This window comes from Pseudomonas sp. EpS/L25 (assembly GCF_001512295.1).
In the GTDB taxonomy this organism is placed as follows: domain Bacteria; phylum Pseudomonadota; class Gammaproteobacteria; order Pseudomonadales; family Pseudomonadaceae; genus Chryseomonas.
In genome coordinates this window covers 668845-688795 of the sequence record NZ_LNUP01000011.1, presented here as the reverse complement: position 1 = coordinate 688795, position 19951 = coordinate 668845, and the positions used below count along the sequence as shown (strand labels likewise).

The 19951-nt window shown below is 66.9% G+C and carries 21 protein-coding genes; 9 read left to right on the top strand and 12 right to left on the bottom strand.

Annotated elements, in window-relative coordinates; genetic code table 11:
• The first annotated feature begins 57 nt into the window (after positions 1-57).
• Positions 58-954: a LysR family transcriptional regulator gene (locus AR540_RS12180; RefSeq protein WP_059229257.1), complete on the top strand. Its 897-nt coding sequence runs from the start codon at positions 58-60 to the stop codon at positions 952-954.
• Positions 955-1057: 103 nt separating this feature from the next.
• On the opposite strand, the gene AR540_RS12175 is transcribed toward AR540_RS12180, so the two are convergent.
• The 9 genes from AR540_RS12175 to AR540_RS12135 all read right to left on the bottom strand — a co-directional run bounded on the left by AR540_RS12175 (position 1058) and on the right by AR540_RS12135 (position 10569).
• Positions 1058-1843, bottom strand: coding sequence for an IucA/IucC family C-terminal-domain containing protein (locus tag AR540_RS12175; protein ID WP_059229255.1), 786 nt, complete (start codon positions 1841-1843; stop codon positions 1058-1060).
• Positions 1834-2631 carry an ABC transporter ATP-binding protein gene (locus AR540_RS12170; RefSeq protein WP_059229253.1) on the bottom strand — a complete coding sequence of 266 codons (798 nt, stop codon included), beginning with the start codon at positions 2629-2631 and terminating at the stop codon, positions 1834-1836. The genes AR540_RS12175 and AR540_RS12170 overlap by 10 nt, the downstream gene beginning before the upstream one ends.
• 10 nt (positions 2632-2641) lie before the next feature.
• Positions 2642-3673 carry a FecCD family ABC transporter permease gene (locus AR540_RS12165; RefSeq protein WP_059229251.1) on the bottom strand — a complete coding sequence of 344 codons (1032 nt, stop codon included), beginning with the start codon at positions 3671-3673 and terminating at the stop codon, positions 2642-2644.
• Positions 3663-4664, bottom strand: a complete 1002-nt coding sequence (locus AR540_RS12160; RefSeq protein ID WP_059229249.1) for a FecCD family ABC transporter permease — start codon at positions 4662-4664, stop codon at positions 3663-3665. The genes AR540_RS12165 and AR540_RS12160 overlap by 11 nt, the downstream gene beginning before the upstream one ends.
• Entirely contained in the window at positions 4661-5554 is an 894-nt protein-coding gene (locus AR540_RS12155) for an ABC transporter substrate-binding protein (protein ID WP_442963790.1), read from the bottom strand. Before AR540_RS12155 ends, AR540_RS12160 begins: the two co-directional genes overlap by 4 nt.
• Before the next feature lie 35 nt (positions 5555-5589).
• Positions 5590-7986 (bottom strand): TonB-dependent receptor, encoded by a 2397-nt coding sequence (locus AR540_RS12150; protein ID WP_059229245.1) that lies wholly within the window; start codon positions 7984-7986, stop codon positions 5590-5592.
• A 70-nt stretch (positions 7987-8056) separates the two neighbouring features.
• Positions 8057-9001 carry a FecR domain-containing protein gene (locus tag AR540_RS12145; protein ID WP_442963789.1) on the bottom strand — a complete coding sequence of 315 codons (945 nt, stop codon included), beginning with the start codon at positions 8999-9001 and terminating at the stop codon, positions 8057-8059.
• Complete coding sequence (locus AR540_RS12140; protein WP_059229241.1) at positions 8998-9510, bottom strand: sigma-70 family RNA polymerase sigma factor; 513 nt, start codon at positions 9508-9510, stop codon at positions 8998-9000. The genes AR540_RS12145 and AR540_RS12140 overlap by 4 nt, the downstream gene beginning before the upstream one ends.
• Positions 9511-9639: 129 nt before the next feature.
• Entirely contained in the window at positions 9640-10569 is a 930-nt protein-coding gene (locus AR540_RS12135; protein ID WP_059229238.1) for a LysR family transcriptional regulator, read from the bottom strand.
• 391 nt (positions 10570-10960) lie between these two features.
• On the opposite strand from AR540_RS12135, the gene AR540_RS12130 reads away from it, so the two are divergent.
• The 8 genes from AR540_RS12130 to argE all read left to right on the top strand — a co-directional run bounded on the left by AR540_RS12130 (position 10961) and on the right by argE (position 18675).
• Positions 10961-12487: an amino acid ABC transporter permease/ATP-binding protein gene (locus AR540_RS12130; protein ID WP_059229236.1), complete on the top strand. Its 1527-nt coding sequence runs from the start codon at positions 10961-10963 to the stop codon at positions 12485-12487.
• A gap of 28 nt (positions 12488-12515) precedes the next feature.
• The gene (locus AR540_RS12125) at positions 12516-13388 is read left to right on the top strand and encodes a phytanoyl-CoA dioxygenase family protein (protein ID WP_059229234.1); all 873 of its coding nucleotides are present in this window, start codon (positions 12516-12518) and stop codon (positions 13386-13388) included.
• Positions 13389-13416: 28 nt separating this feature from the next.
• Positions 13417-14256, top strand: coding sequence for an ABC transporter substrate-binding protein (locus AR540_RS12120; protein ID WP_059229232.1), 840 nt, complete (start codon positions 13417-13419; stop codon positions 14254-14256).
• A gap of 19 nt (positions 14257-14275) precedes the next feature.
• Entirely contained in the window at positions 14276-15007 is a 732-nt protein-coding gene (locus AR540_RS12115; RefSeq protein ID WP_059229230.1) for a class II aldolase and adducin N-terminal domain-containing protein, read from the top strand.
• A 97-nt stretch (positions 15008-15104) separates the two neighbouring features.
• Entirely contained in the window at positions 15105-16397 is a 1293-nt protein-coding gene (locus AR540_RS12110) for a flavin-containing monooxygenase (protein WP_059229228.1), read from the top strand.
• A gap of 26 nt (positions 16398-16423) precedes the next feature.
• Positions 16424-16840 carry a RidA family protein gene (locus AR540_RS12105; protein WP_058763000.1) on the top strand — a complete coding sequence of 139 codons (417 nt, stop codon included), beginning with the start codon at positions 16424-16426 and terminating at the stop codon, positions 16838-16840.
• Between the two features lie 9 nt (positions 16841-16849).
• The gene (locus AR540_RS12100; protein ID WP_059229226.1) at positions 16850-17527 is read left to right on the top strand and encodes a DUF1028 domain-containing protein; all 678 of its coding nucleotides are present in this window, start codon (positions 16850-16852) and stop codon (positions 17525-17527) included.
• Positions 17524-18675, top strand: coding sequence for an acetylornithine deacetylase (gene argE, locus AR540_RS12095; protein WP_059229224.1), 1152 nt, complete (start codon positions 17524-17526; stop codon positions 18673-18675). The genes AR540_RS12100 and argE overlap by 4 nt, the downstream gene beginning before the upstream one ends.
• A gap of 53 nt (positions 18676-18728) precedes the next feature.
• Here argE and AR540_RS12090 read toward each other — a convergent pair whose 3' ends face one another.
• The 3 genes from AR540_RS12090 to AR540_RS25395 all read right to left on the bottom strand — a co-directional run bounded on the left by AR540_RS12090 (position 18729) and on the right by AR540_RS25395 (position 19942).
• A complete protein-coding gene (locus tag AR540_RS12090; RefSeq protein WP_059229222.1) occupies positions 18729-19253 on the bottom strand; it encodes a hypothetical protein in 525 nt (174 codons plus the stop codon).
• An 8-nt stretch (positions 19254-19261) separates the two neighbouring features.
• Positions 19262-19585: a hypothetical protein gene (locus AR540_RS12085; RefSeq protein WP_153014226.1), complete on the bottom strand. Its 324-nt coding sequence runs from the start codon at positions 19583-19585 to the stop codon at positions 19262-19264.
• Between the two features lie 126 nt (positions 19586-19711).
• Entirely contained in the window at positions 19712-19942 is a 231-nt protein-coding gene (locus AR540_RS25395; protein WP_153014225.1) for a hypothetical protein, read from the bottom strand.
• Positions 19943-19951: the final 9 nt, after the last annotated feature.

Sequence of the window (19951 nt, the reverse complement as noted above, 5' to 3'; positions counted from 1 at the left end):
CTTTAGATCTTTCCGGCTGATACAAAAAGACGATCGTTATCAGAGAAATTGACGATCATGGCCTTCACCAGCGAAACGCTCCGGGTCTTTCTCGCCGTGATCGACGAGGGCTCCTTCTCCGCCGCCGCGCGGGCTCTCGGGCGCGTGCCCTCCGCCGTCAACATGGCGATTTCCCAACTGGAGGCCGAGCTGGACCTGGTGCTGTTCGACCGCGCCACCCGCAAGGCCCTGCCCACTCCTGCCGCTCGCGCCCTCGAACCCCAGGCACGCCAGGTAGCCAGCCAGTTGAATCTGCTCGATGCCCATGCCTTGCAGTTGCACGCGGGGCTGGAGCGGCGCTTCGTGCTGGTGATGGCGCCGGAGCTGCAGACCGGCGCCTGGAGCCGGCCCCTGGTGACTCTGGCCGAGGAGTTTCCGGCATTGGAAATCGAGATCCGCTCGGCGGCGCGGGCCGAGGCGATCCGCCTGCTGCACGAAGGCAGCGTGGACATGGCATTGATCTTCGAGCGCCCGGGCATCGACGAGCACGAAGGCTTCGCCGAGGCCGGCAGTCAATTGCTCACGGCAGTGGCCGCGCCCGGTTATCCCTCGACCCGCGCGGGCCGGCCGCTGGGCGAGACGCTGATGGCCGACACCCGCCAGATCGTGGTGGCTGGTGGTGACCGCAATGCCTCGGACCCGCAGATCGTGCTGTCGCAACGGGTCTGGCTGACCGACAGCTACCTGGCTACCCTCGACCTGGTGCAGGCCGGCCTGGGCTGGGCCTATCTGCCCCATCCGCTGGTGCGCCCGCTGATCGCCGCCGGCCTGCTCGAACAGGTGCAGTTCGACAACATGGCCAGCCAGATCCGTCGCTGGATCGACGTCATCTGGATCAAGAACCGCCCCCAGGGCCTGGGCGCGCGGCGCTATCTGCAGCTGCTCCGCGAGCAGATCGGTACCAAGCCGGCGTAGCGGCGTCACAGGCTCTCGCGCAGCCGCTGCAACTGCGCACGCAAGGCCTGGTCCACCGCCTCCTTGGCCAAGGCGGCGGGTAGCAAGGCCTGGAACAGGTCGCTCAGATGCCCGGGCCTGCGCCCTCCCGGGGGCGGATCAGCGGACAGCTGGCGCAGTATTCGGCGGGTGCCGTGGCCTGGTAGTAGAAGCAGCAGGTGCGCCGGAAACGGACGGGACGTCCCACGGTACTAGCCGTTGCAGGCCGGCGGAATTGCACCAGCGGATTGGTCTCCAGCCCCAGCTCCGCCGGCGTGGCCGCCAGCAGCCAGGCGAAGTCCTCGGCGCAGCGGGCACGAATGGCCGGATCGTCCAGTTCGGCAAGGCGCCGGTCGTACAGCGAATAGAGCCGCACCGCCGCGTTCTCCCAGAGGATGCGCGGCGAGACACGGCCAACCTGCGCCAGGGTCTCCCAGAGCGGCCGCAGCAGCTCGCCGAACAGGGTGCGGGCCAGCAGCGCCCGTGCGGTGGCGTGATCCTCCACGGCAGGCAGCGGCCGGGTATCGCTCAGCGGCAGGGCTGATCGCCAGCGCCCCTGGACGTGGCCATCCTCGATCCAGACATTGCCAGGCGTCAGGTCCAGGCGCCGGCCATAGGCCGACAGGGCATGGAAGGCCACTCCGGTGGTGAGGAAGCCCAGCCGTTTGGTCAGCAGTGAAGCCGCGACCCGCCGCGTGGGGACTTTCATGCGCGCCGTCAGGTCGTCGAGCAACTCGGCGCAGCGCGCGGCGTCCACCCAGGCGGCCACCGGCTGGCTGTGCTGCCTGTCGCGCTCACTGGCTTCGCGCAGGCCGAAGGTGGCGCGCAGCTCGTCCCGTTGGGCACTGTCGAGGGTGGGCCTCAGGCACATGGCGGTACCTCGCGACCGAAGGGAATGCACAGCGGCGTGCCGAAATAGGGGTCGGCGATGATGCGACATTCCAGGGCGAACACCTCGCGAACCAGGGCTTCCGTCAACACCGCCGCGGAAGCGCCCTGGGCGTAAGCGCGACGCTGGTGGACGGCGACCAGGTGATCGGCATAGCGGCAGGCGAGATTGAGGTCGTGCAGCACCATGACGATGGTCTTGCCCTCCTCCCGGTTCAGCTGGCGCAGCAAGTCCAGCACCTCGATCTGGTGCGCCAGGTCCAGGTAGGTGGTGGGTTCGTCCAGCAGCAGGCAATCGGTGTCCTGGGCCAGGGTCAGGGCGATCCAGGCGCGCTGGCGCTGCCCACCGGAGAGGTCGTCCACCGGCCGCTCCGCCAGCCCCAGCAGGTCGGTGAGGCGCAGCGCCCGGTCCACCGCCGCGGCATCGTCCGCCGACCATTGGCGCATCCAGCTCTGGTACGGATAGCGGCCCAGGCCCACCAGCTGTCGCACGCTGATGCCCTCGGGCGCCACCGGGGTCTGCGGCAGCACCGCCAATCGTCGGGCCAGGGCGGCGGTGGACTGCCGGTGGATGTCCTGGCCATCGAGCAGCACCTGGCCCTGGCGCGGTTCCAGCAGCCGGGCGCAGGCCTTGAGCAGGGTACTCTTGCCGGAACCGTTGCTGCCGATGAGGACCGAGACACGGCCTGGCGGTAGTTGGAGGTCGAGCCCCTCGATGATGGTCTGGGTGCCATAGCCGAGAGTCAGGCCGCGGCTGGCCAGGGTAGCCATGAAGACTCCTTCAGGGACGCTGCCGGATCAGCAGGTAGAGGAAAAAGGGTGTCCCCAGGGCGGCGACGAAGATACCGGCCGGCAGATCCAGGGGCAGGAACAGGGTACGACCCAGGAGGTCGGCGAGCATCACCAGCAGGGCCCCCACCAGGGCCGCCATCAGCGCCTGACCGGCGAAGCCGCCCGGCACCAGGCGCCGGGCGATGTGGGGGGCGATGAGCCCGGCGAAGGCGATGGCGCCACCCCAGGCGATGGCGACGCCAGCCAGGGCCACGGCCAGCGCCAGCAAGGCCGCACGTTGCCGCTGCAGGCGCACGCCGAGACCGCGGGCGAGGTCGTCGTCGAGCTGCGCCAGCACGGCATGTCGCGCCAGGGCCGCCAGCGGCAGCAGCAAGGCCAGCCACCACAGCCCCAGGGCGCGCACCTCCGGCCAGCTGGCGCCATAGACGCTGCCGGTCAGCCAGACGTAGGCGGACAGCGTGGTGGTCAGCGGACTGAACACCAGCAGGAAGGTGGTAGCCGCGGCGAGCATGGCCGACACCCCTACCCCCACCAGCACCAGCCGCAGCGGCGAGGCGCCGTGATTCCAGGCCAGGCCATAGACCAGCAACGCCGCCAGGCCCGCGCCGAGCATCGCAGCCAGCGGCAGGCCGTGCGGGCCCAGGTTGCCGGCCAGAACCGCCAGGTAGAAGACCGCCCCGGCACTGGCGCCACTGGTGATGCCCAGCAGGTCCGGCGAGGCCAGGGGATTGCGCACCTGGCCCTGCAGCAGCAGGCCGGACACCGCCAGGGCGCTGCCGACCAGAGCCGCCAACAGCGCCCGCGGCAGGCGCAGCTGGGTGACGATGAAGCCCAGGCCACCGCCCTGCGGTTCGACCAGCGCGTCGAACACCTGGGGGGGCGTCAACCAGACCTTGCCCAGGCAGAGGCACAGCAGCAAGGCCGCCAGGGCCGCCAGCGAGGCGACGGTCAGCCGCCCCAGGGTGCCCGGGGCCAGGCGCCGGGAAAAACGGCCGAGCCGCCAGACCAACTCAGCGGCCATGACGACCTCCCCGGCGCGCGAGATGGATGAAGAAGGGCCCGCCGAACAGGGCGGTCACGATGCCCACGGGCACCTCCTGGGGCAGGATCACCACCCGCGCCAGACTGTCGGCCAGTACCAACAATAGGGCCCCGCCCAGGGCGCAGCCAGGAATCAGCCAGCGATGCTCGTTTCGCGCGCCTGCCAACAGCCCACGCAACAGGTGCGGCACCATCAGGCCGAGAAAGCCGATGTTGCCGGCCAGAGCCACGGCGCCGCCGGCCAGGCAGATCACCAGCACCCCGGCCAGCAGCCGGATCAGCCCGATGGGCTGGCCCAGGCCGCGGGCCAGGTCATCACCGGCGACCAGCACATCCAGCTGTCCGGCCAGGACCCCGGCGGCGGCCAGGGCCAGCAGGCTGAAGACCAGCAAGGGCGTAGCGGTAGCCAGGTTGCGCTCACCCACCGAACCCGCCAGCCAGAACAGCACGCTGTCCAGGCCCTCCTGGTTGATGACCAGCAGCGCCTGGCTGAAGGCGGTGAACAGCGCCGCCAGGGCGCCGCCGGCCAGCACGATGCGCAGCGGCGTCAGGCGCGCCTGGCCCTGGTTGCCCAGGGTCCAGACCAGGGTGCCAGCCACCGCCGCGCCCAGCAGCGCACAAAGCACCCAACTTTCCGGGCTGGACAGCCCCAGCAGCGTGATACCCAGCACCAGGGCGAAGGTGGCGCCGGCGTTGATGCCGAACAGCCCCGGCGAAGCCAGGGGATTGCGCGTCATGGCCTGCATCAGGGCACCGGCCACCGCCAGGTTGGCCCCCACCACTAGGGCGACCAGCAGCCGCGTCAGGCGCGTGGTGTTGACCAGGGTGGCGTCCAGCGCCAGCGAAGGATCCTGCGCCAGCGCCGCCACCACGCTGGTAGGCCCGATCCAGCGGGCGCCAACCGAGAGACTCAGCACGGCGGTCAGCGCCAAGGCCAGCGCGAGCAGCAGCAATCTGAGGGACGTGGTCATCCGACCCCCTGGGCGGCCAGGACGCGTTCGATGTCGTCCAGCAGCCGATTCGCCGCGAGGATGCCGCCGCCCAGGCTCCAGGCCACCCCGTCGACCCGCCAGACCTGCCCGCGCCGGGGGGCGCTCAGGCGTTGCCAGAGCGGGTGTTCGAGCAGACTCGCGTAGTTGCGCTGCACCGCGGTCTGGTCGGCGCGCAGGAAGACGAAGAAGACCTCGGCCTCCACCACGGGCAGGCTTTCCCGGGAGGTCAGCTTGATCGAGGGCGCGGCACTGCCCTGGCTGGCCACCGGCCAGGCGAAGCCCAGTTCACTGAGTACCCGCCCGGCGAAGCTGTCGGGCAGGTAGCTGCGCAGGTGATCGGCGCGCACATCCAGTATCGCCACCGTTGGCGGCCACTGGGCGCCGTAGTGGCGTTGCAGCGCCTCGCGCAAGTAGGCGATGCGCGCCTGCCAGGCCTGCAGCAGTGCCGTGGCGTCCGCTTCACGCCCCGCGGCGGTGCCCAGGGCCAGCAGGGTCTGCTTGAATTCGAAGACCTCTTCCAGCATCACCACCGGGCACAGTTGCTGCAGCAACGGCGCGATCCGGCCATGGCGAAAGCGCGAGGCGACGATCAGGTCGGGCGCCAGCAGCGCCAGGTCCTCCAGGCTTGGCTGGGTCTCCAGGCCCAACGAGGGCACCCCTGCCAGCGCCGGGCGCAGGTAGCGATAGACCGGTTTCTCGCTCCAGGACTCGACCACTCCGCAGGGTCTGAGCCCCAGGGCCACGGCGCTGTCGGTGGCGCCCTGGAACAGCGTGGCAACGCGCGTGGACTGCGCCCAGGACACGCCTGGGCCCAGGGACAAGGCGGTGGCCAGGGCGCCGCAGAGACCGAACAGTCGGCGCCGGGTCAGCACCGATGTACCAGCGCCGTACACCATCAAGGCGTTCAGAACGCCACGCTGGTCGAGAGGACCAGGGTCCGCGGCGTGGAGAGCGTCAGGCCCGGCTCGCTGTCGTCCGAGGCGCCGGCCGAGGCCCAGTAGCGCTCGTTCATCACGTTTTCCACCGAAGCCCGCAAGGTCACGCGGGTGGCGTCGATCTTGAAGGCATAGCGCGCGCCCACGTCGAAGCGGTGCCAGGCGTCGATTTCCTTGCTGTTGGCCTGGTCCAGGTACTGGGAGCTGGTATAGATCCCCCGTCCGGTCAGAGTCAGGCCCGGCACCGCCGGGATGTCCAGTTCGGCGCCGAGGTTGGCATTGAGCCTGGGCGTGGCCGGGGCACGGTTGCCATCGAAGGTACCGCCTACCGTGTCCTTGAGTTCGCTGTCGATGTACATCAGGCCGCCGAGTACGCGGAAGCCCGCCAGCGGTTCGCCGAACACGCTAAGCTCCACCCCGTCGTTGACGCGCTTGCCGTTTGGCCCGAAGACGCGACTGGTGGCATTGGTCTCGTAGGCCGGCTGCTTGATACGGAAGGCACTCGCGGTCACGGCCACGGCGCCGAAGTCGTACTTGGCGCCCACCTCCGCCTGGCGGCTGATGAAGGGCGGGAAGATCTGGTCCTCGTTCACCGCGGTGGACGGCGCGATCTTGCCCTGGCTGAGTCCCTCCATGTAGTTGGCATAGAGCGACAGCCGCTCGGTGGCCTTGAACAGCACGCCCGCGGAAGGAGAGATCTTTTCCTCGTCGTAGGCGGTGGGCTGCTTCACGCCGTCGGACCAGTCGTCCACCTTGACCCGCTGCCAGCGGGCGCCGAGGGTGACCAGTAGGCGGTCGTCGAAGAAGCCCAGGGTGTCGGCCAGGGCCACGCCACTGAAGCGGTTCTCGGTGTAGTCCTTGGCATCGGACCGGGTGCGCACGCCCGGCGCGGGCAGGTCCCGGGGGTCGTAGAGGTTGCTCGGCCCGCTGGCGTAGCGACCGCCGCCGTTCTCGAAGTCCATGTAGAAGTAGTCGGCGCTGACGTTGAGTTCGTGGCTGACCGGCCCGGTCTGCAGCCATTTGCGCGCGCCGACGTTGGCGGTGCGCACATTCTCGTCGCGGGTGAAGTCGCGCGGCTGGACGGTGAAGTCGCCGGCGTCGTTGGTGATGGAAACGTTGTGGCGCAGGAAGTCGTGATCGCTGCGGCGCGCGCCCACGGCGCCGTAGACCATTAGCGAATCGTCGACGTCGAATTCGCCACGCAGGGCGCCGAAGGTGTCCCTGGTCTGGGCGCGGGTCCAGCGCTGGGCATAGTTGTGGCGCACGTCATCGGCATCGGGCACCCGGGCATTGGCGCCAACCAGCACCCGCTCCTGGGGCGCGTCGGTATCGCGCTCGATGTGGCCCAGGTCCAGCCCCAGGCGCAGGCGTTCCACGCGATAGTCCAGGCCGAGCACGCCCATCTGGCGGTCGACACTCTGGTGATCCCAGGTGGTGTCGCCCGCTTGCTTGACGCCATTGAAGCGCACGCCGTAGCGGTTGTCCTCGCCGAAACGGCGACCGATGTCCACCGCCCCGCCGACCTGGCTATCGGAGGCATAGCTGCCGGTGAATTCGGTGATGGGCTGGTCGGTGGCGCGCTTGGGCACCACGTTGATACCACCGCCGACGCTGCCGCGCGGAGAGATGCCGTTGAGCAACTGGCTCGGCCCCTTGAGGATGTCGACTCGCTCGGCCATCTCCATGTCGATGGAATAGGTCGGCAGCACGCCATAGAGACCGTTGTAGGCCACGTCGCTGTTGAACAGGCTGAAACCGCGGATGGTGAACTGCTCGAAGCGGCCGCCCGCCGGATTGGTGGAGCGCACCGAGGGATCGCTGGCGATCAGGTCGGTGAGGGTGCGGGCCTGGAGATTCTGCACGGTCTGGGCGGTGTAGGACGTCTGGCTGAAGGGCGTGTCCATGAAGTCGCGATTGCCCAGCAACCCCTGGGAGCCCTGGCGCGCGACCTGGCCACCGGCATAGGGGGCATCGTCCGCCTGCAGGCTGGTGGCGACGATGGCGGTGCTGGCCAGCTCCTTGACGCCGCTCTCCTGCGATGCCGGCGCCAGGGTGAAGTCGCGCTCGCCCAGCGGCTGCAGCCGCAGCCCCGAGCCGGCCAGCAGGCGGCTGAACCCCTCCTCCACGCCGTAGTCGCCGTTGAGGCCGGCGCTGTTGCGATTGCCCACCAGGCCCGGGTCGACCGCCAGGTTGACCCCGGATTCCGCGGCGAAGCGGGTCAATGCCTGGGCGAGACTGCCCGCCGGAATCTCGTAGTGCCGGCGGGCCGCCTCCTGGGCCCAGGCCGAACCGATCCACCAGGGAGTACCGCTCAACGCCACCAGCAAGCCCGTGCGCAGCAACGGACGCAATACCAACGCCACCATCGAATCCCCTCCTGTTGAGTGTCCTGTACTCGTAATGACCGACGAGGCGGAAAAAGGGGACAGGCTTTTTTCAGGCGGCGGGCGGACGCGGCACCAGGGTGACCCAGAAGCGGGTACGCCACTGCAATTCCAGTGGCAGGGTGGCAGCCAGCAGCGTCAGTACGCGGTCGCTGTCGGCCAGCTGGAAACTGCCGGTGACCCGCAGATGGGCCACCGCCGGATCCCAGCGCAGCAGGCCCGGGCGATAGCGGCTGAATTCGTGCAGGAACTCGCCCAGCGGCTGGTCCTGCGCGATCAGGACGCCCTGGCGCCAGCTCAGCAGGGTCGCGGCAAACGGCTCGATGGCGCCGACACCCAGCTCGCTCAGACGCAGCTGCTGGCCCTTGCCCAGCTCCAGCCAGGGGCCATGCAGCGGTTGCACGCCGACGCTGCCGCCAACCACGCGCACATCACAGCCCTCGTCGTGCTGGTGCACGCAGACCTCGGCCTGGCGCACCGTCACCACGCCGAATCCGGTATCCAGGGTCATGGCGTGGCTGTCGGGGACCTGCAGCGAGACTTCACCGCGGACCAGCCGTAGGTGTCGGTGCGCTTCGTCCAGGTCCACGGCGCTCGCCGTATTGAGTTGCAACAGGCTGCCGTCGGCCAGGGTCAGGCTGCGCCGTTCCCCCGTGGCGGTGGACACATCGGCGCTCCAGGCAGCCAGCGGCAGGGTCCGTGCCAGCCACCAGCCGGTGGGCACCACCAGCGCCAGGCCGAGCAACTGGCGCAGGGCGGTGCGACGCCCCTGGCTGGGCGGCTGCAGGCTGGCCATGGCCAGCCGTGACGGCACCGCGGAAAAACGCTGCTGCAGCGCCAGGGCCGCCTGCCAGGCCCGCTCGTGCTCGGCATGGCCCTCGCGCCACTCCTGCAGCTGCTGGTGTTCGCGCTCACCCGCGGCACCGGATTCCAGCAGCGCCAGCCAGCCCGCCGCCTCGCGGATCGCCGCCCGCCGGCGGTCCTGGGCGGCGTTCAGCACAGCTCCGCCAGCAGGCAATGCTCGTAGGCCTGTGCCATGTATCTCTTGACGGTGCGCTCGGAGAGCCCCAGGCGCTCGGCGATCTCGCGATAGGTCAGGCCTTCGAGCTGGCTGAGCAGGAAGGCATGGCGCACCGTCGCGGGCAGGCCGTCGAGCAGCTCATCGAGGGCCTGCAGGGTTTCCAGCAGTACCCAACGCTCCTCGGGCGAGGGCGCGCAGGCTTCGGGCAGTTCCGCCAGGGCGTCGAGGTAGGCCTGCTCCAGGCTGCGTCGACGCTGGAAGTTGATCAGCAGACGCTTGCCTATGGTCACCAGATAGGCCCGCGGCTCCTGCAACTCACCAAGCATCTCGGGATTGCGCAGCAGACGCAGGAAGGTCTCCTGGCTGAGATCGGCCGCGTCCCATTCGCTGCCCAACCGCCGCCGCAACCAGGCCTGCAGCCAGCCGCTATGGTCGCGATAGAGGGCCTGAAGGGTGCGGGAGGACTCGCCAGCCATGTCACTCATGCCCGGTGCTACCTGGTCGATGATATCTAGATGATATTGATTCTACTTTACATGGCGCATCGAGGACCACCCCGGAAACCGTCTACCCTGCCCTTTCGCCTGGAAGAGGGGAAAGGGCCTGCATGAGTTTCAGCGCGCCAGGCTCTCCGCCGGCAGCGGGGAAAGGTCAATCTCACGGCAATAGTCCATGAACAGCCGCGTCGCCTTGCTCGGTTCGTTGTTGCGCAGGTAGGCCATGATGAAGGTGGAGGCCGGCATGTCGTCGTGGATGTTGACCTGGGCCAGGCGCTTGCCGTCGTAGGTGATGTCCGTCGTCGGCCGGGTGACCAGCACGGAGAAGCCCAGGCCCTGCCCCACCATGCAGCGCACCATCTCGATGGAGGGCGAGCTGTAGGCCACCGTGGGGTGGTAGCCCTTCTCCTTGAAGATGTCGATGAAGTAGTTACGACTGGGCACCACATCCAGCAGGATCATGGGTTCGCGGCTGAGCTCCTTGAGGGTCACGGCCTTCTTGCCCGCCAGGGGGTGGGCGGCGGGCAGCAGCGCATAGGGCTTGTGCGGAGCGTTGAGTTTTTCCTTGGTGATGGAGTCGCCCAACTCCAGATCGTAGAGGAACACCAGGTCGAAGCGACCACGGTGCACGCCGTGCATGAGTTCGTGCTGCTCGCCGTCGTGCAGCTGGATGGTGATCTCGGGATAGAGCCGCTTGAAGCCGGCGACCAGCTTGGGGAGGTAGAGCGGCGCCGCCGATTCGAAACAACCGATGGCCACGGTGCCCGAGACCATCTCGTTCTCGGCCCGGGCGTTCTGCTCCAGCTCGTAGGACAGCCGCAGCAGCTCCTTGGCCTTCTCGTACAGCCGGCGACCGCTAGCGGTAAGAGATACGCCCTGGGCATGATGGCGGATGAACAACTTCTGCTCGAAACTTTCTTCGAGATTCTTGATGGCCACGGAAATGGATGGCTGGGAAATGTGCAGTTGCCGCGCCGCCTCGACGATGCTGTCTTCCTCGACTACCGCGACAAAATAGCGAAGCTGCCTCAGGGTGAAACGAGTCATGACGCATCCATAGGATAAAACTTTGCAGACTACTTCTCTGCATAGAAGCAGTTATCGAAGCGAAAGCCATGCCACTCCCTGCGGCTAGGCTCCAAGGCCCGTCTTTCCCGGTTCCGTGCCTTCGGCAGCAGGCAAGCAATGGCGGTGCTCTCCGGCAGTAAAACGCACCAAAAGACCTCACTTCGTGCCCCTGCGATTGCATCTTGCCCTGCCTTGGGGCGTATATCGCGCAGAACAAAATGCTGCCTCTTCCTACTTAGGAAAAACCTAAGCAACGCCCCGTAATTTGTTAATTGACGGTAAGTCTGGCGGACGCCAATTCTGTTCTCGGCAACAGTGCGAACACTTCGAAAGTGCGCATTTTCCTTGAAATGGCGACAGGTTGGCTCCCATGACTTTCGACTGGAACTACATGTTCAGCCTCATCGGCGACACTCAATTCTGGCTGGCAACCTGGACGGTCATCAAACTCAGCACCCTCACCTGGATCATCAGTATTGCCCTGGGCTTCTTCATCGCCCTGGCAAAACAGTCACGGTATCCGGCGCTCAGCCTTCCCTCCCGCGGTTACATCTGGTTCTTCCGCAGCGTGCCACTGCTGGTGCTGCTGATCTTCATCTACAACCTGCCCCAGGCGGTGCCGGCTACCTCGGTGGTACTGGCCGATCCCTTCTGGGCCGGGCTGATCGGCCTGGTTATCAGCGAGACGGCCTATGTCGCCGAGATCCACCGCGGTGGCCTGCTGTCGATCCCCAAGGGCCAGGGTGAGGCGGCCCGTGCCCTGGGGCTGCGCTTTCTCGGCACCCAGTGGCGCATCGTCATTCCCCAGGCGCTGCGCGTGGCCCTGCCCTCGCTGGCCAACGAATACATCTCCATCGTCAAGCTCAGCTCGCTGGTCTCGGTGATCTCCCTCACCGAGATCCTGATGGTCGGCCAGCGCCTGTATTCGCAGAATTTCCTGGTCATGGAGACCATGGTGGCGGTGGCCTTCTACTACGTGCTGATCGTCACCCTCTTCGACTTCCTGCTCAAACGCCTGGAGCGCTTCCTCGACGTCACCCAGCGCAAGGTGGTGCGCATCCCCGATGAGCAGGTGCTGGCCCTGGCCACCCAGGCCTCCACCGCCAGCGCCAGCGCCAAGCCGCAGTGGGACGCCGCCACCCCGGCGCTGCAGGCCGCCCGCCTGCACAAGGCCTACAACGACGTCGAGGTGCTGGGCTCGGTCGACCTGCAGATCCAGCCCGGCGAAGTGGTCTCGGTGATCGGCCCCTCGGGCTCCGGCAAGACCACCCTGATCCGCCTGCTCAACGGCCTGGAGCAACTGGACAACGGCGAGATCCGCATCAACGGCCAGCCCTTCATCCACCTGCGCAAGGACGGCGCCCAGAAGCCACGCTTCATCGAACACGCCGAGCATCGCCTGGACATCGGCATGGTGTTCCAGAGCTTCAATCTCTTCCCCCACCTCACGGTGCTGGACAACCTGCTGCTCGCCCCCCGCTACCACCGCCTGGATACCCCCGCGGCGCTCAAGCAGCAGGCCTATGCCCTGCTCCACAAGGTCGGGATGCTCGACCATGCCTGGAAGTATCCGCACCAGCTGTCCGGCGGCCAGCAGCAGCGCGTGGCCATTGCCCGGGCATTGATGATGCGGCCGCAGATCATGCTGTTCGACGAGCCCACCTCGGCGCTGGACCCGGAGAAGGTCAACGAGGTGCTGCAGGTGATCGAGGCCCTGGCCAACGAGGGCATCACCATGGTGATCGTCACCCACGAGATGAACTTCGCCTTCAAGGTCTCTGACCGCATCGTCTTCATGGAAAAGGGTCGCGTGGTCTGCGACGACGCGCCCCAGGTACTGCGTAACGGCCAGCATCCGCGTGTCGAGGCCTTCCTCAAGGACGTGTCCCTGGCTTGACCCCCACCCTGGCTTCCGGAGAACAGAGATGATCGAGCAAGCGCAATTGGATAGTTTCCACCAGAACGGTTACCTGGTGGTCGAGAACCTGCTGACGGCCGAGGAGATCGCCGCCCTGCAGCACGATTTCGAGCGCTGGGTGGAAGACAGCCGCAGCCACGCCGAGGCCTGGGGCGAGACCCAGGATGGCCGGGCGCGCTTCGACGTGGAACTGGACCATCGGCCCGATCACCCGTCCCTGCGCCGGGTCAACTCGCCGACCGAGATCTCCCCGGCCTATCGCCAGGTCGCCTTCACCTCGCGCATGGCCCAGGTCGCGGCCCAACTGATCGGCGGCAGCGGCACCCGCTTCCACCACAGCAAGATCAACTCGAAGCTGCCGCACACCGCCACCCAGGTGAAATGGCACCAGGATTTCCTCTTCACCCCGCACAGCAACGACGACGTGGTCACCGCGCTGCTGATGGTGAGCGAGGTGACTCCGGAAAACGGTCCGCTCACGGTCATCCCCGGCAGCCACAAGGGCCCGCTGTGGTCGCACTGGCAGGACGGCCGCTTCACCGGGGCGGTCGACGACGGCGTGGTGGCCGAGCACTGTGGCGATCCCGTGGCCTGCTTCGGCCCCGCCGGCTCGGTATGCTTCATGCACACCCGCCTGTTGCACGCCTCCAGCCCCAACCAGACCGAGCTGCCGCGCACCCTGTTCATCGCCGTCTACGCCGCCGAGGACGCCCTGCCCTTCGGCGAGAACCCGCTGCCTAGCGAGCACGCCGGGATGCTGGTAGCCGGCCAGGAAAGCGGCCTGGTGCGCAGCGTGGCCAACAGCGTACGCCTGCCGCAGAAACCGCGCGGCGCCTCCTTCTTCGTCCAACAGGCCGGGCTCGACCAGGCCGCCGTTTGATCTTTCCTACCCCTCAAGGAGCACCGCCATGCAAAGATTCAGCAGCGCCTCGATTCGAATCCTCTCCACCGCCGTACTGGGCGTCACCCTGGCCCTGGCTTCCAGCCTGGCCTCAGCCGACTTCCTGCAGCCAGGCAAGCTGGTCGCCGGTTCCGACCTGACCTTCTTCCCCTACGAATACGTGCAGGACAACAAGCCGGCGGGTTTCGACATCGAATTCGTCGACGGCCTGGCGAAGATCATGGGGCGCACCGTGGAAACGCTGGACACCCGCTTCCCCAACCTGATCACCGGTCTGCAGGGCGGGCGCTTCGACATCACCAACTCGTCCATGTACATCACCGCGGACCGCCTCAAGGTGATCGACATGATCCCCTACCTGAAGAGCGGCGAATCGATCATCGCGCTCAAGGGCAGCAACTATCAGCCCAAGAAACCGGAAGACTTCTGCGGCCACAAGATCGGTTCCATGGGCGCCACCTCCTGGCTGCAGCAGTTGCACAAGCTGTCCGACGAGTACTGCGTGAAGAACGGCCTCAAGCCCATCGCCGTGAGCGAATACGGCACCGATCCCCAGACCACCCAGGCGCTGCTGTCCAAGGCCGTCGAGGCGCAGATCACCGACGCCGCCGTAGCCCGCGGCCTGGTGGAGAAGCTGGGCAATCGCGTGGTGATCTCCTCGGATACCCTGATCTATCCGGTGCTCAACGGCTTCGGCGTGAAGAAGGGCAACGACGCGGTCAAGACCGCCCTGGTGGACGCGCTCAAGCAGTACAGCGCCACCCCGGAGTACGCCGCCCTGCTGAAGAAATACAACTTCCAGGCGCCCACCGAGGCGGACATCGCCGCCCTGATGCCCAAGCCCTGAGCCTTCCGGAGTCACGACCATGGCACTTTCTCACGAGGAACGGCTGCGCATCAATCTGGCGGCGACCTTTCGCGTCATCGCCCACCTCGGCATGCACGAAGCCGTCGCCAACCACTTCAGCGCCGCCGTCTCCGCCGACGGCAAGCGCTTCCTGATCAATCCCAAGTGGAAGCACTTCTCGCGCATCCGCGCCAGCGACCTACTGCTGCTGGACGCGGACGATCCCCTGGGCGCCGAGCGGCCCGACGTGGACAGTACCGCCTGGTCGATCCACGGGCAGATCCACCGCCGCTTGCCGGAGGCGGGGGTAGTGCTGCACCTGCACCCGGTCCATACCACGGCGGTGGCCTGCTTGGCCAAGCCCGAGGTGCCGCCCATCGACCAGAACACCGCACGCTACTTCAATCGCATCGCGGTGGACGAACTCTACGGTGGCATGGCCGATACCGAGGCCGAGGGTGCGCGCCTGGCCAGTCTGCTGGACGGCAAGCAGCGGCTGCTGATGGGCAATCATGGCGTCATGGTGATCGCCCCCACCATCGGCCAGGCCTTCGACGACATCTGGACCCTGGAGCGCGCCTGCCAGATCCTGGTCACCGCCTGGTCCACCGGCCAGCCGCTCAAGGTGCTGTCCGACGAAGTCGCCGAGAAGACCGCCCGGGCCTGGGAAGGCATCACCGACTTCTCCGAGCAGCACTTCGCCGAGATGAAAGAACTGATGATTCAGCAGGACCCCTCCGTGCTGGATTGACCACCGCGACACGAACGCCCGCCTAAGACGTTCGCGCTTCGCTTTCCTACTGCTTAGATGACGGCCGTGCCCCATGGAGCGGCCGAAGGGTACCCTCATGTCCACCTTACCGACCGCTATCGATACCTTGGTGATAGGTGCTGGCCAAGCCGGCGTCGCCATGAGCGAGCACCTGGGCCGCCTGGGCATCGAACACCTGGTGCTGGAAAAGAACCGCATCGCCGAAGCCTGGCGCACCGGTCGCTGGGATTCCCTGGTCGCCAACGGCCCGGCCTGGCACGATCGCTTCCCCGGCCTGGAATTCCAGACGCCGCCGGATGGTTTCCCCGGCAAGGACGAGATCGCCGCCTATTTCGAGACCTACGCCCGGCAGATCGGCGCGCCCATCCGCACCGGTGTCGTCGTCACCCGGGTATGCCGTCAGGAGGGCCAGGGCGGTTTCCTGGTCGAGACCTCCGCGGGCAGCCTGAGCGCGCAGCGCGTGGTGGTGGCTACCGGGCCCTTCCAGAAGCCGGTCATCCCAGCCATCGCGCCCAAGGACGAGGGGCTCTACCAGATCCATTCCGCGCAGTACTTCAACCCGCAGCAACTGCCGGACGGCGCGGTGCTGGTGGTCGGCGCCGGCTCCTCGGGGGTGCAGATCGCCGAGGAATTGCTGCACGCCGGCAAGCGCGTCTATCTCTCCGTCGGCCCGCACGACCGGCCGCCACGGGCCTATCGCGGGCGTGACTTCTGCTGGTGGCTGGGCGTGCTCGGCCTCTGGGACACCGAGACCATGCAGCCGGGCCGCGAGCACGTGACCATCGCCGTCAGCGGCGCCCGTGGCGGCCACACCGTGGACTTCCGCCGCCTGGCCCAGGCCGGCATGACCCTGGTTGGCCTCACCGACACCTTCGTCGACGGTGTGGTGCGCTTCCGCCCGGACCTCAACCAGAATCTCGACGCCGGCGATGCCAACTACCTCGCCCTGCTCGACGCCGCCGACGCCTATGCCGCCCGCCACGGTCTCGACCTGCCCGAAGAACCCGCCGCCCGCGAGCGCGTGGCGGACGCCGCCTGCATCCGCGAACCGCTCGAGGAGCTGGACCTGAAGGCCGCCGGCGTCACCTCGGTGATCTGGGCCACGGGCTACGCCACCGACTTCAGTTGGCTGCAGGTGGATACCTTCGGCGACAACGGCAAGCCCAGGCATCAGCGCGGGGTCGGTGCCGAGCCGGGCATCTACTTCGTCGGCCTGCCCTGGCTCAGCCGCCGCGGCTCGGCCTTCATCTGGGGCTGCTGGCACGACGCGCGCCATGTGGCCGACCAGATCGCCATCCACCGGCGCTACCAGGACTACCGTCCCAGCGTCGAGACGACTGCCCACCCCCAGCAGTCGCGCACCGCCTGAACCCCTTTCGAGACCAGGAGCCCACCATGGCCACCCCGACCCACACCCGTATCCGCATGTTCAACACCAAGGACACCTACCCCAACCAGACCCTGGACAACGACCTCTGCCAGGCCGTGCGCGCCGGCAATACCGTCTATGTGCGCGGCCAGGTGGGTACCGACTTCGAGGGCAACCTGGTCGGGCTGGGTGACCCCCGGGCCCAGGCCGAACAGGCCATGAAGAACGTCAAGCAACTGCTGGAAGAAGCCGGCAGCGACCTCAGCCATATCGTCAAGACCACTACCTATCTCATCGATCCGCGCTACCGCGAGCCGGTGTACCAGGAGGTCGGCAAGTGGCTCAAGGGCGTCTTCCCCATCTCCACCGGCCTGGTCGTGTCGGCCCTGGGGCAGCCCCAGTGGCTGATGGAAATCGACGTCATCGCCGTCATTCCCGACTGAGGCCCCGCCATGACCTTCTCCCTCACCGCCCGCTGCGCCGAGACCGGCCAGTTCGGCATCGCCATCAGCTCTTCGAGCATCGCCGTGGGTGCCCGCTGCCCCTGGCTGCAGCCCGGTGTCGGCGCGGTCAGCTCGCAGAACATCACCCTGCCGGCCCTGGGGCCGCGCACCCTGGATGGACTGGCTCAAGGTCTGACACCCGAGGCGGCCCTGGCCCAGAGCCTGGCCGGCGACGACTACGCCGAGTATCGCCAGGTGACCGTCATCGACGCCCAAGGCCGCAGTGCCCACCACAGCGGTGCCCACACCCTGGGCGTGCACCAGGCCCGTAGCGGCCTGAATTGCGTGGGCGCCGGCAATATGCTGGCGAGCCCGGCGGTGGTGGATGCGCTGGTGGAGAATTTCGAAAGCACCCAGGGCGCCCTCGCCGAGCGCCTGCTGCTGGCCATGCAGGCGGCGCTGGCCGCCGGTGGCGAGGCCGGTCCGGTGCATTCGGCGGCGCTGTTGGTGGTCGGCGAGCCCAGCTGGCCCATCGTCAATCTGCGCGTCGACTGGGCCGAGACGGACCCCATCGGTGGACTGGCAGCCCTGTGGCGCGCCTATGAGCCGCAATTGCAGGACTACCTCGACCGCGCGGTACGCCCGGATCTCGCCCCCGGCTACGGCGTACCGGGAGACGACCGATGAGCGCCAGCCGTGAACTGCTGGCCCGGCTGGTGGCCTTCGACACCATCAGTCGCGAGTCGAACCTGGCGCTGATCGACTTCGTCGCCGGCTACCTGGACGGCTTCGGCGTGCCCTATGAGCTGATCTACAACGCCGAGGGCACCAAGGCCAATCTATTCGCCACCCTGGGACCGGCGGACGTCCCGGGCATCGTGCTCTCCGGGCATACCGACGTGGTGCCGGTAGACGGCCAGGCCTGGACCCGGCCCGCCTTCGAACTCAGTGAAGAAGAAGGCAGGCTCTATGGCCGTGGCACCGCCGACATGAAGGGCTATCTGGCCTGCCTGCTGGCCCTGGTGCCCCAGGCCGTCCGCGCCCCCCTGCGTCGCCCGCTGCACCTGGCGCTGTCCTACGACGAAGAGGTGGGCTGCCTGGGGGTACGCAGCCTGCTCGACCAGCTGGCGCAGCGTCCGGTCAAGCCGCTGCTGTGCCTCATCGGCGAGCCCACCGAACTCAAGCCCGTGCTCGGCCACAAGGGCAAGGTGGCCATGCGCTGCCAGGTGCACGGCGCGGCCTGTCATTCGGCCTATGCGCCCAGGGGGGTCAACGCCGTGGAGTACGCCGCCCACCTGGTCGTCGAACTCGGCCGGTTGAGCGAGGCCCTCAAGGTACCGGAGCGACGGGACGCCCGTTTCGATCCGCCCTTCTCCACGGTGCAGACCGGGCTGATCGGCGGGGGCCAGGCGCTGAACATCGTGCCCCAGGCTTGCGCCTTCGACTTCGAGATCCGCACCCTGCCCGCCCAGGACCCGTACCAGGTGATCCACCAGCTGCGGGACTATGCCGAAGCGACGCTGCTGCCGGCCATGCGCGCCATCAGCGACCAGAGCGCCGTGAATTTCACCGAGCTCTCCAACTATCCCGGTCTGGATACCGCCGTCGAAAGCGAGGCGGCCGAATGGGTCGCGCAATTCTGTGGCTCCCGCGACTTCGGCACGGTGGCCTTCGGTACCGAAGGGGGTCTGTTCGCCGCGGCCGGCATTCCCACCGTGGTCTGCGGCCCCGGCAGCATGGCCCAGGGGCACAAGCCGGACGAATTCATCACCCAGGCGCAGCTGGATGGCTGCGATGCCATGCTGGGGCGGGTGTTGGCCTTCGCTTGCGGCTGAATCCGCGAAACGATGTCTGAAATATCGAAGCATTGACGCCGATACACCGCTCCTTAGGAGGCGGAAAAATCGATGAAACGCCCGGAGAGGGAGCTTTCCATCAGCCAGCGTCCCACGCGATTACGGCTGGGGGCGATGGTGCCGAAATCCAGCAGCAGGGTCGGTGCCGCGGGCGCCTCGTCGACGAAGCTCTGGGTGATCTTGAAGTTGATGGCCAGCCCCATGTCGTTACCGACGATGTGGGGCTGGCTGGACTCCAGCTTCACGCTCTGGGCAGCGGCGCGACCACTGTTGCGAATGCGGATACCCAGGGTATAGGGCTCCGGCGGCTCGATCACCGACGTGAAGGCATCGTCGGCGATGATTTCCTTGGTCAGGAAGTAGTCCAGCGTCAGTTGCGGCTGGGGTTTCACGGTGATGGTGTCGGGCGCTACGGACAGGGACTCGACCTTGCCGCCGGCGTTGTAGCTCAGGCTGGCGCCCACGTTGTAGCGCTTGCCGCCCAGGCTGGTACTCGCCGCGCCGGCGGTGGGGATGATCACCCAGCGCAACACCCCGCTGGCCTTGGCGGCAATCACGCCATTGGTCAGGGCACCATCGGCGCCCGACTGGATGGAATCGACGTTCTGGCTGTCGTCCAGCGAATGAAGAAGCTGGCATCGGTCGCGTCTGGATCGGAACTGGCCTTGACCACATGCCCGGAATCATCCTCGAAGGAGACCTGGATCTTGAGTTGACTCAAGGCCACCGAGTCGAGGCCGTTGTTGATCCGCATCGTGGCTTCGAACCCCTGACGCTCGAAGGTCGCCTCCTGGGCGATCTCGATCAGGACCACGGCGCAGAGTTGGTCTTCTGCGTGGGCGCCCAGGCACCAGAGGGTCAATAGTGCTGCAATCCATTGCTTCATCATTTTTTCGCCCAAACCCGACAAGGTTATTTAATTTTCGCGCCAGCCGATCCCACTAGAGTCTTGAACTACAATCTCAGAAAAAATAGCCCACGCCGCATACAAAACACCCATTACCAAATGGCAAGATCATACAGCCCTTGCAAGAAAATCAATTTCATCATCAAATTCCGGATAATGAAACAAACCATAACGTCTTGAAACCACAAGCAACCCAACCTCAAGATATGACCAATCACTTATTTGATACCCTTGAGCATAAGAACCGTCTTCAATCACCCCAACCACCACACCAAGGTTAGCACTCCCTATTCTTACTTTATCGCCGACCTTAACTTCTTCTCCGGACCTGTATTTCACGACCAACCT

Excerpts from the sequence above, each read along its gene's own strand:
- AR540_RS12180 (WP_059229257.1), top strand. The coding sequence starts at position 58 with ATGGCCTTCACCAGCGAAACGCTCCGGGTCTTTCTCGCCGTGATCGAC.
- AR540_RS12175 (WP_059229255.1), bottom strand. The coding sequence starts at position 1,843 with ATGTGCCTGAGGCCCACCCTCGACAGTGCCCAACGGGACGAGCTGCGC.
- AR540_RS12170 (WP_059229253.1), bottom strand. The coding sequence starts at position 2,631 with ATGGCTACCCTGGCCAGCCGCGGCCTGACTCTCGGCTATGGCACCCAG.
- AR540_RS12165 (WP_059229251.1), bottom strand. The coding sequence starts at position 3,673 with ATGGCCGCTGAGTTGGTCTGGCGGCTCGGCCGTTTTTCCCGGCGCCTG.
- AR540_RS12160 (WP_059229249.1), bottom strand. The coding sequence starts at position 4,664 with ATGACCACGTCCCTCAGATTGCTGCTGCTCGCGCTGGCCTTGGCGCTG.
- AR540_RS12150 (WP_059229245.1), bottom strand. The coding sequence starts at position 7,986 with ATGGTGGCGTTGGTATTGCGTCCGTTGCTGCGCACGGGCTTGCTGGTG.
- AR540_RS12140 (WP_059229241.1), bottom strand. The coding sequence starts at position 9,510 with ATGAGTGACATGGCTGGCGAGTCCTCCCGCACCCTTCAGGCCCTCTAT.
- AR540_RS12135 (WP_059229238.1), bottom strand. The coding sequence starts at position 10,569 with ATGACTCGTTTCACCCTGAGGCAGCTTCGCTATTTTGTCGCGGTAGTC.
- AR540_RS12130 (WP_059229236.1), top strand. The coding sequence starts at position 10,961 with ATGACTTTCGACTGGAACTACATGTTCAGCCTCATCGGCGACACTCAA.
- AR540_RS12125 (WP_059229234.1), top strand. The coding sequence starts at position 12,516 with ATGATCGAGCAAGCGCAATTGGATAGTTTCCACCAGAACGGTTACCTG.
- AR540_RS12120 (WP_059229232.1), top strand. The coding sequence starts at position 13,417 with ATGCAAAGATTCAGCAGCGCCTCGATTCGAATCCTCTCCACCGCCGTA.
- AR540_RS12115 (WP_059229230.1), top strand. The coding sequence starts at position 14,276 with ATGGCACTTTCTCACGAGGAACGGCTGCGCATCAATCTGGCGGCGACC.
- AR540_RS12110 (WP_059229228.1), top strand. The coding sequence starts at position 15,105 with ATGTCCACCTTACCGACCGCTATCGATACCTTGGTGATAGGTGCTGGC.
- AR540_RS12105 (WP_058763000.1), top strand. The coding sequence starts at position 16,424 with ATGGCCACCCCGACCCACACCCGTATCCGCATGTTCAACACCAAGGAC.
- AR540_RS12100 (WP_059229226.1), top strand. The coding sequence starts at position 16,850 with ATGACCTTCTCCCTCACCGCCCGCTGCGCCGAGACCGGCCAGTTCGGC.
- argE (WP_059229224.1), top strand. The coding sequence starts at position 17,524 with ATGAGCGCCAGCCGTGAACTGCTGGCCCGGCTGGTGGCCTTCGACACC.
- AR540_RS12085 (WP_153014226.1), bottom strand. The coding sequence starts at position 19,585 with ATGATGAAGCAATGGATTGCAGCACTATTGACCCTCTGGTGCCTGGGC.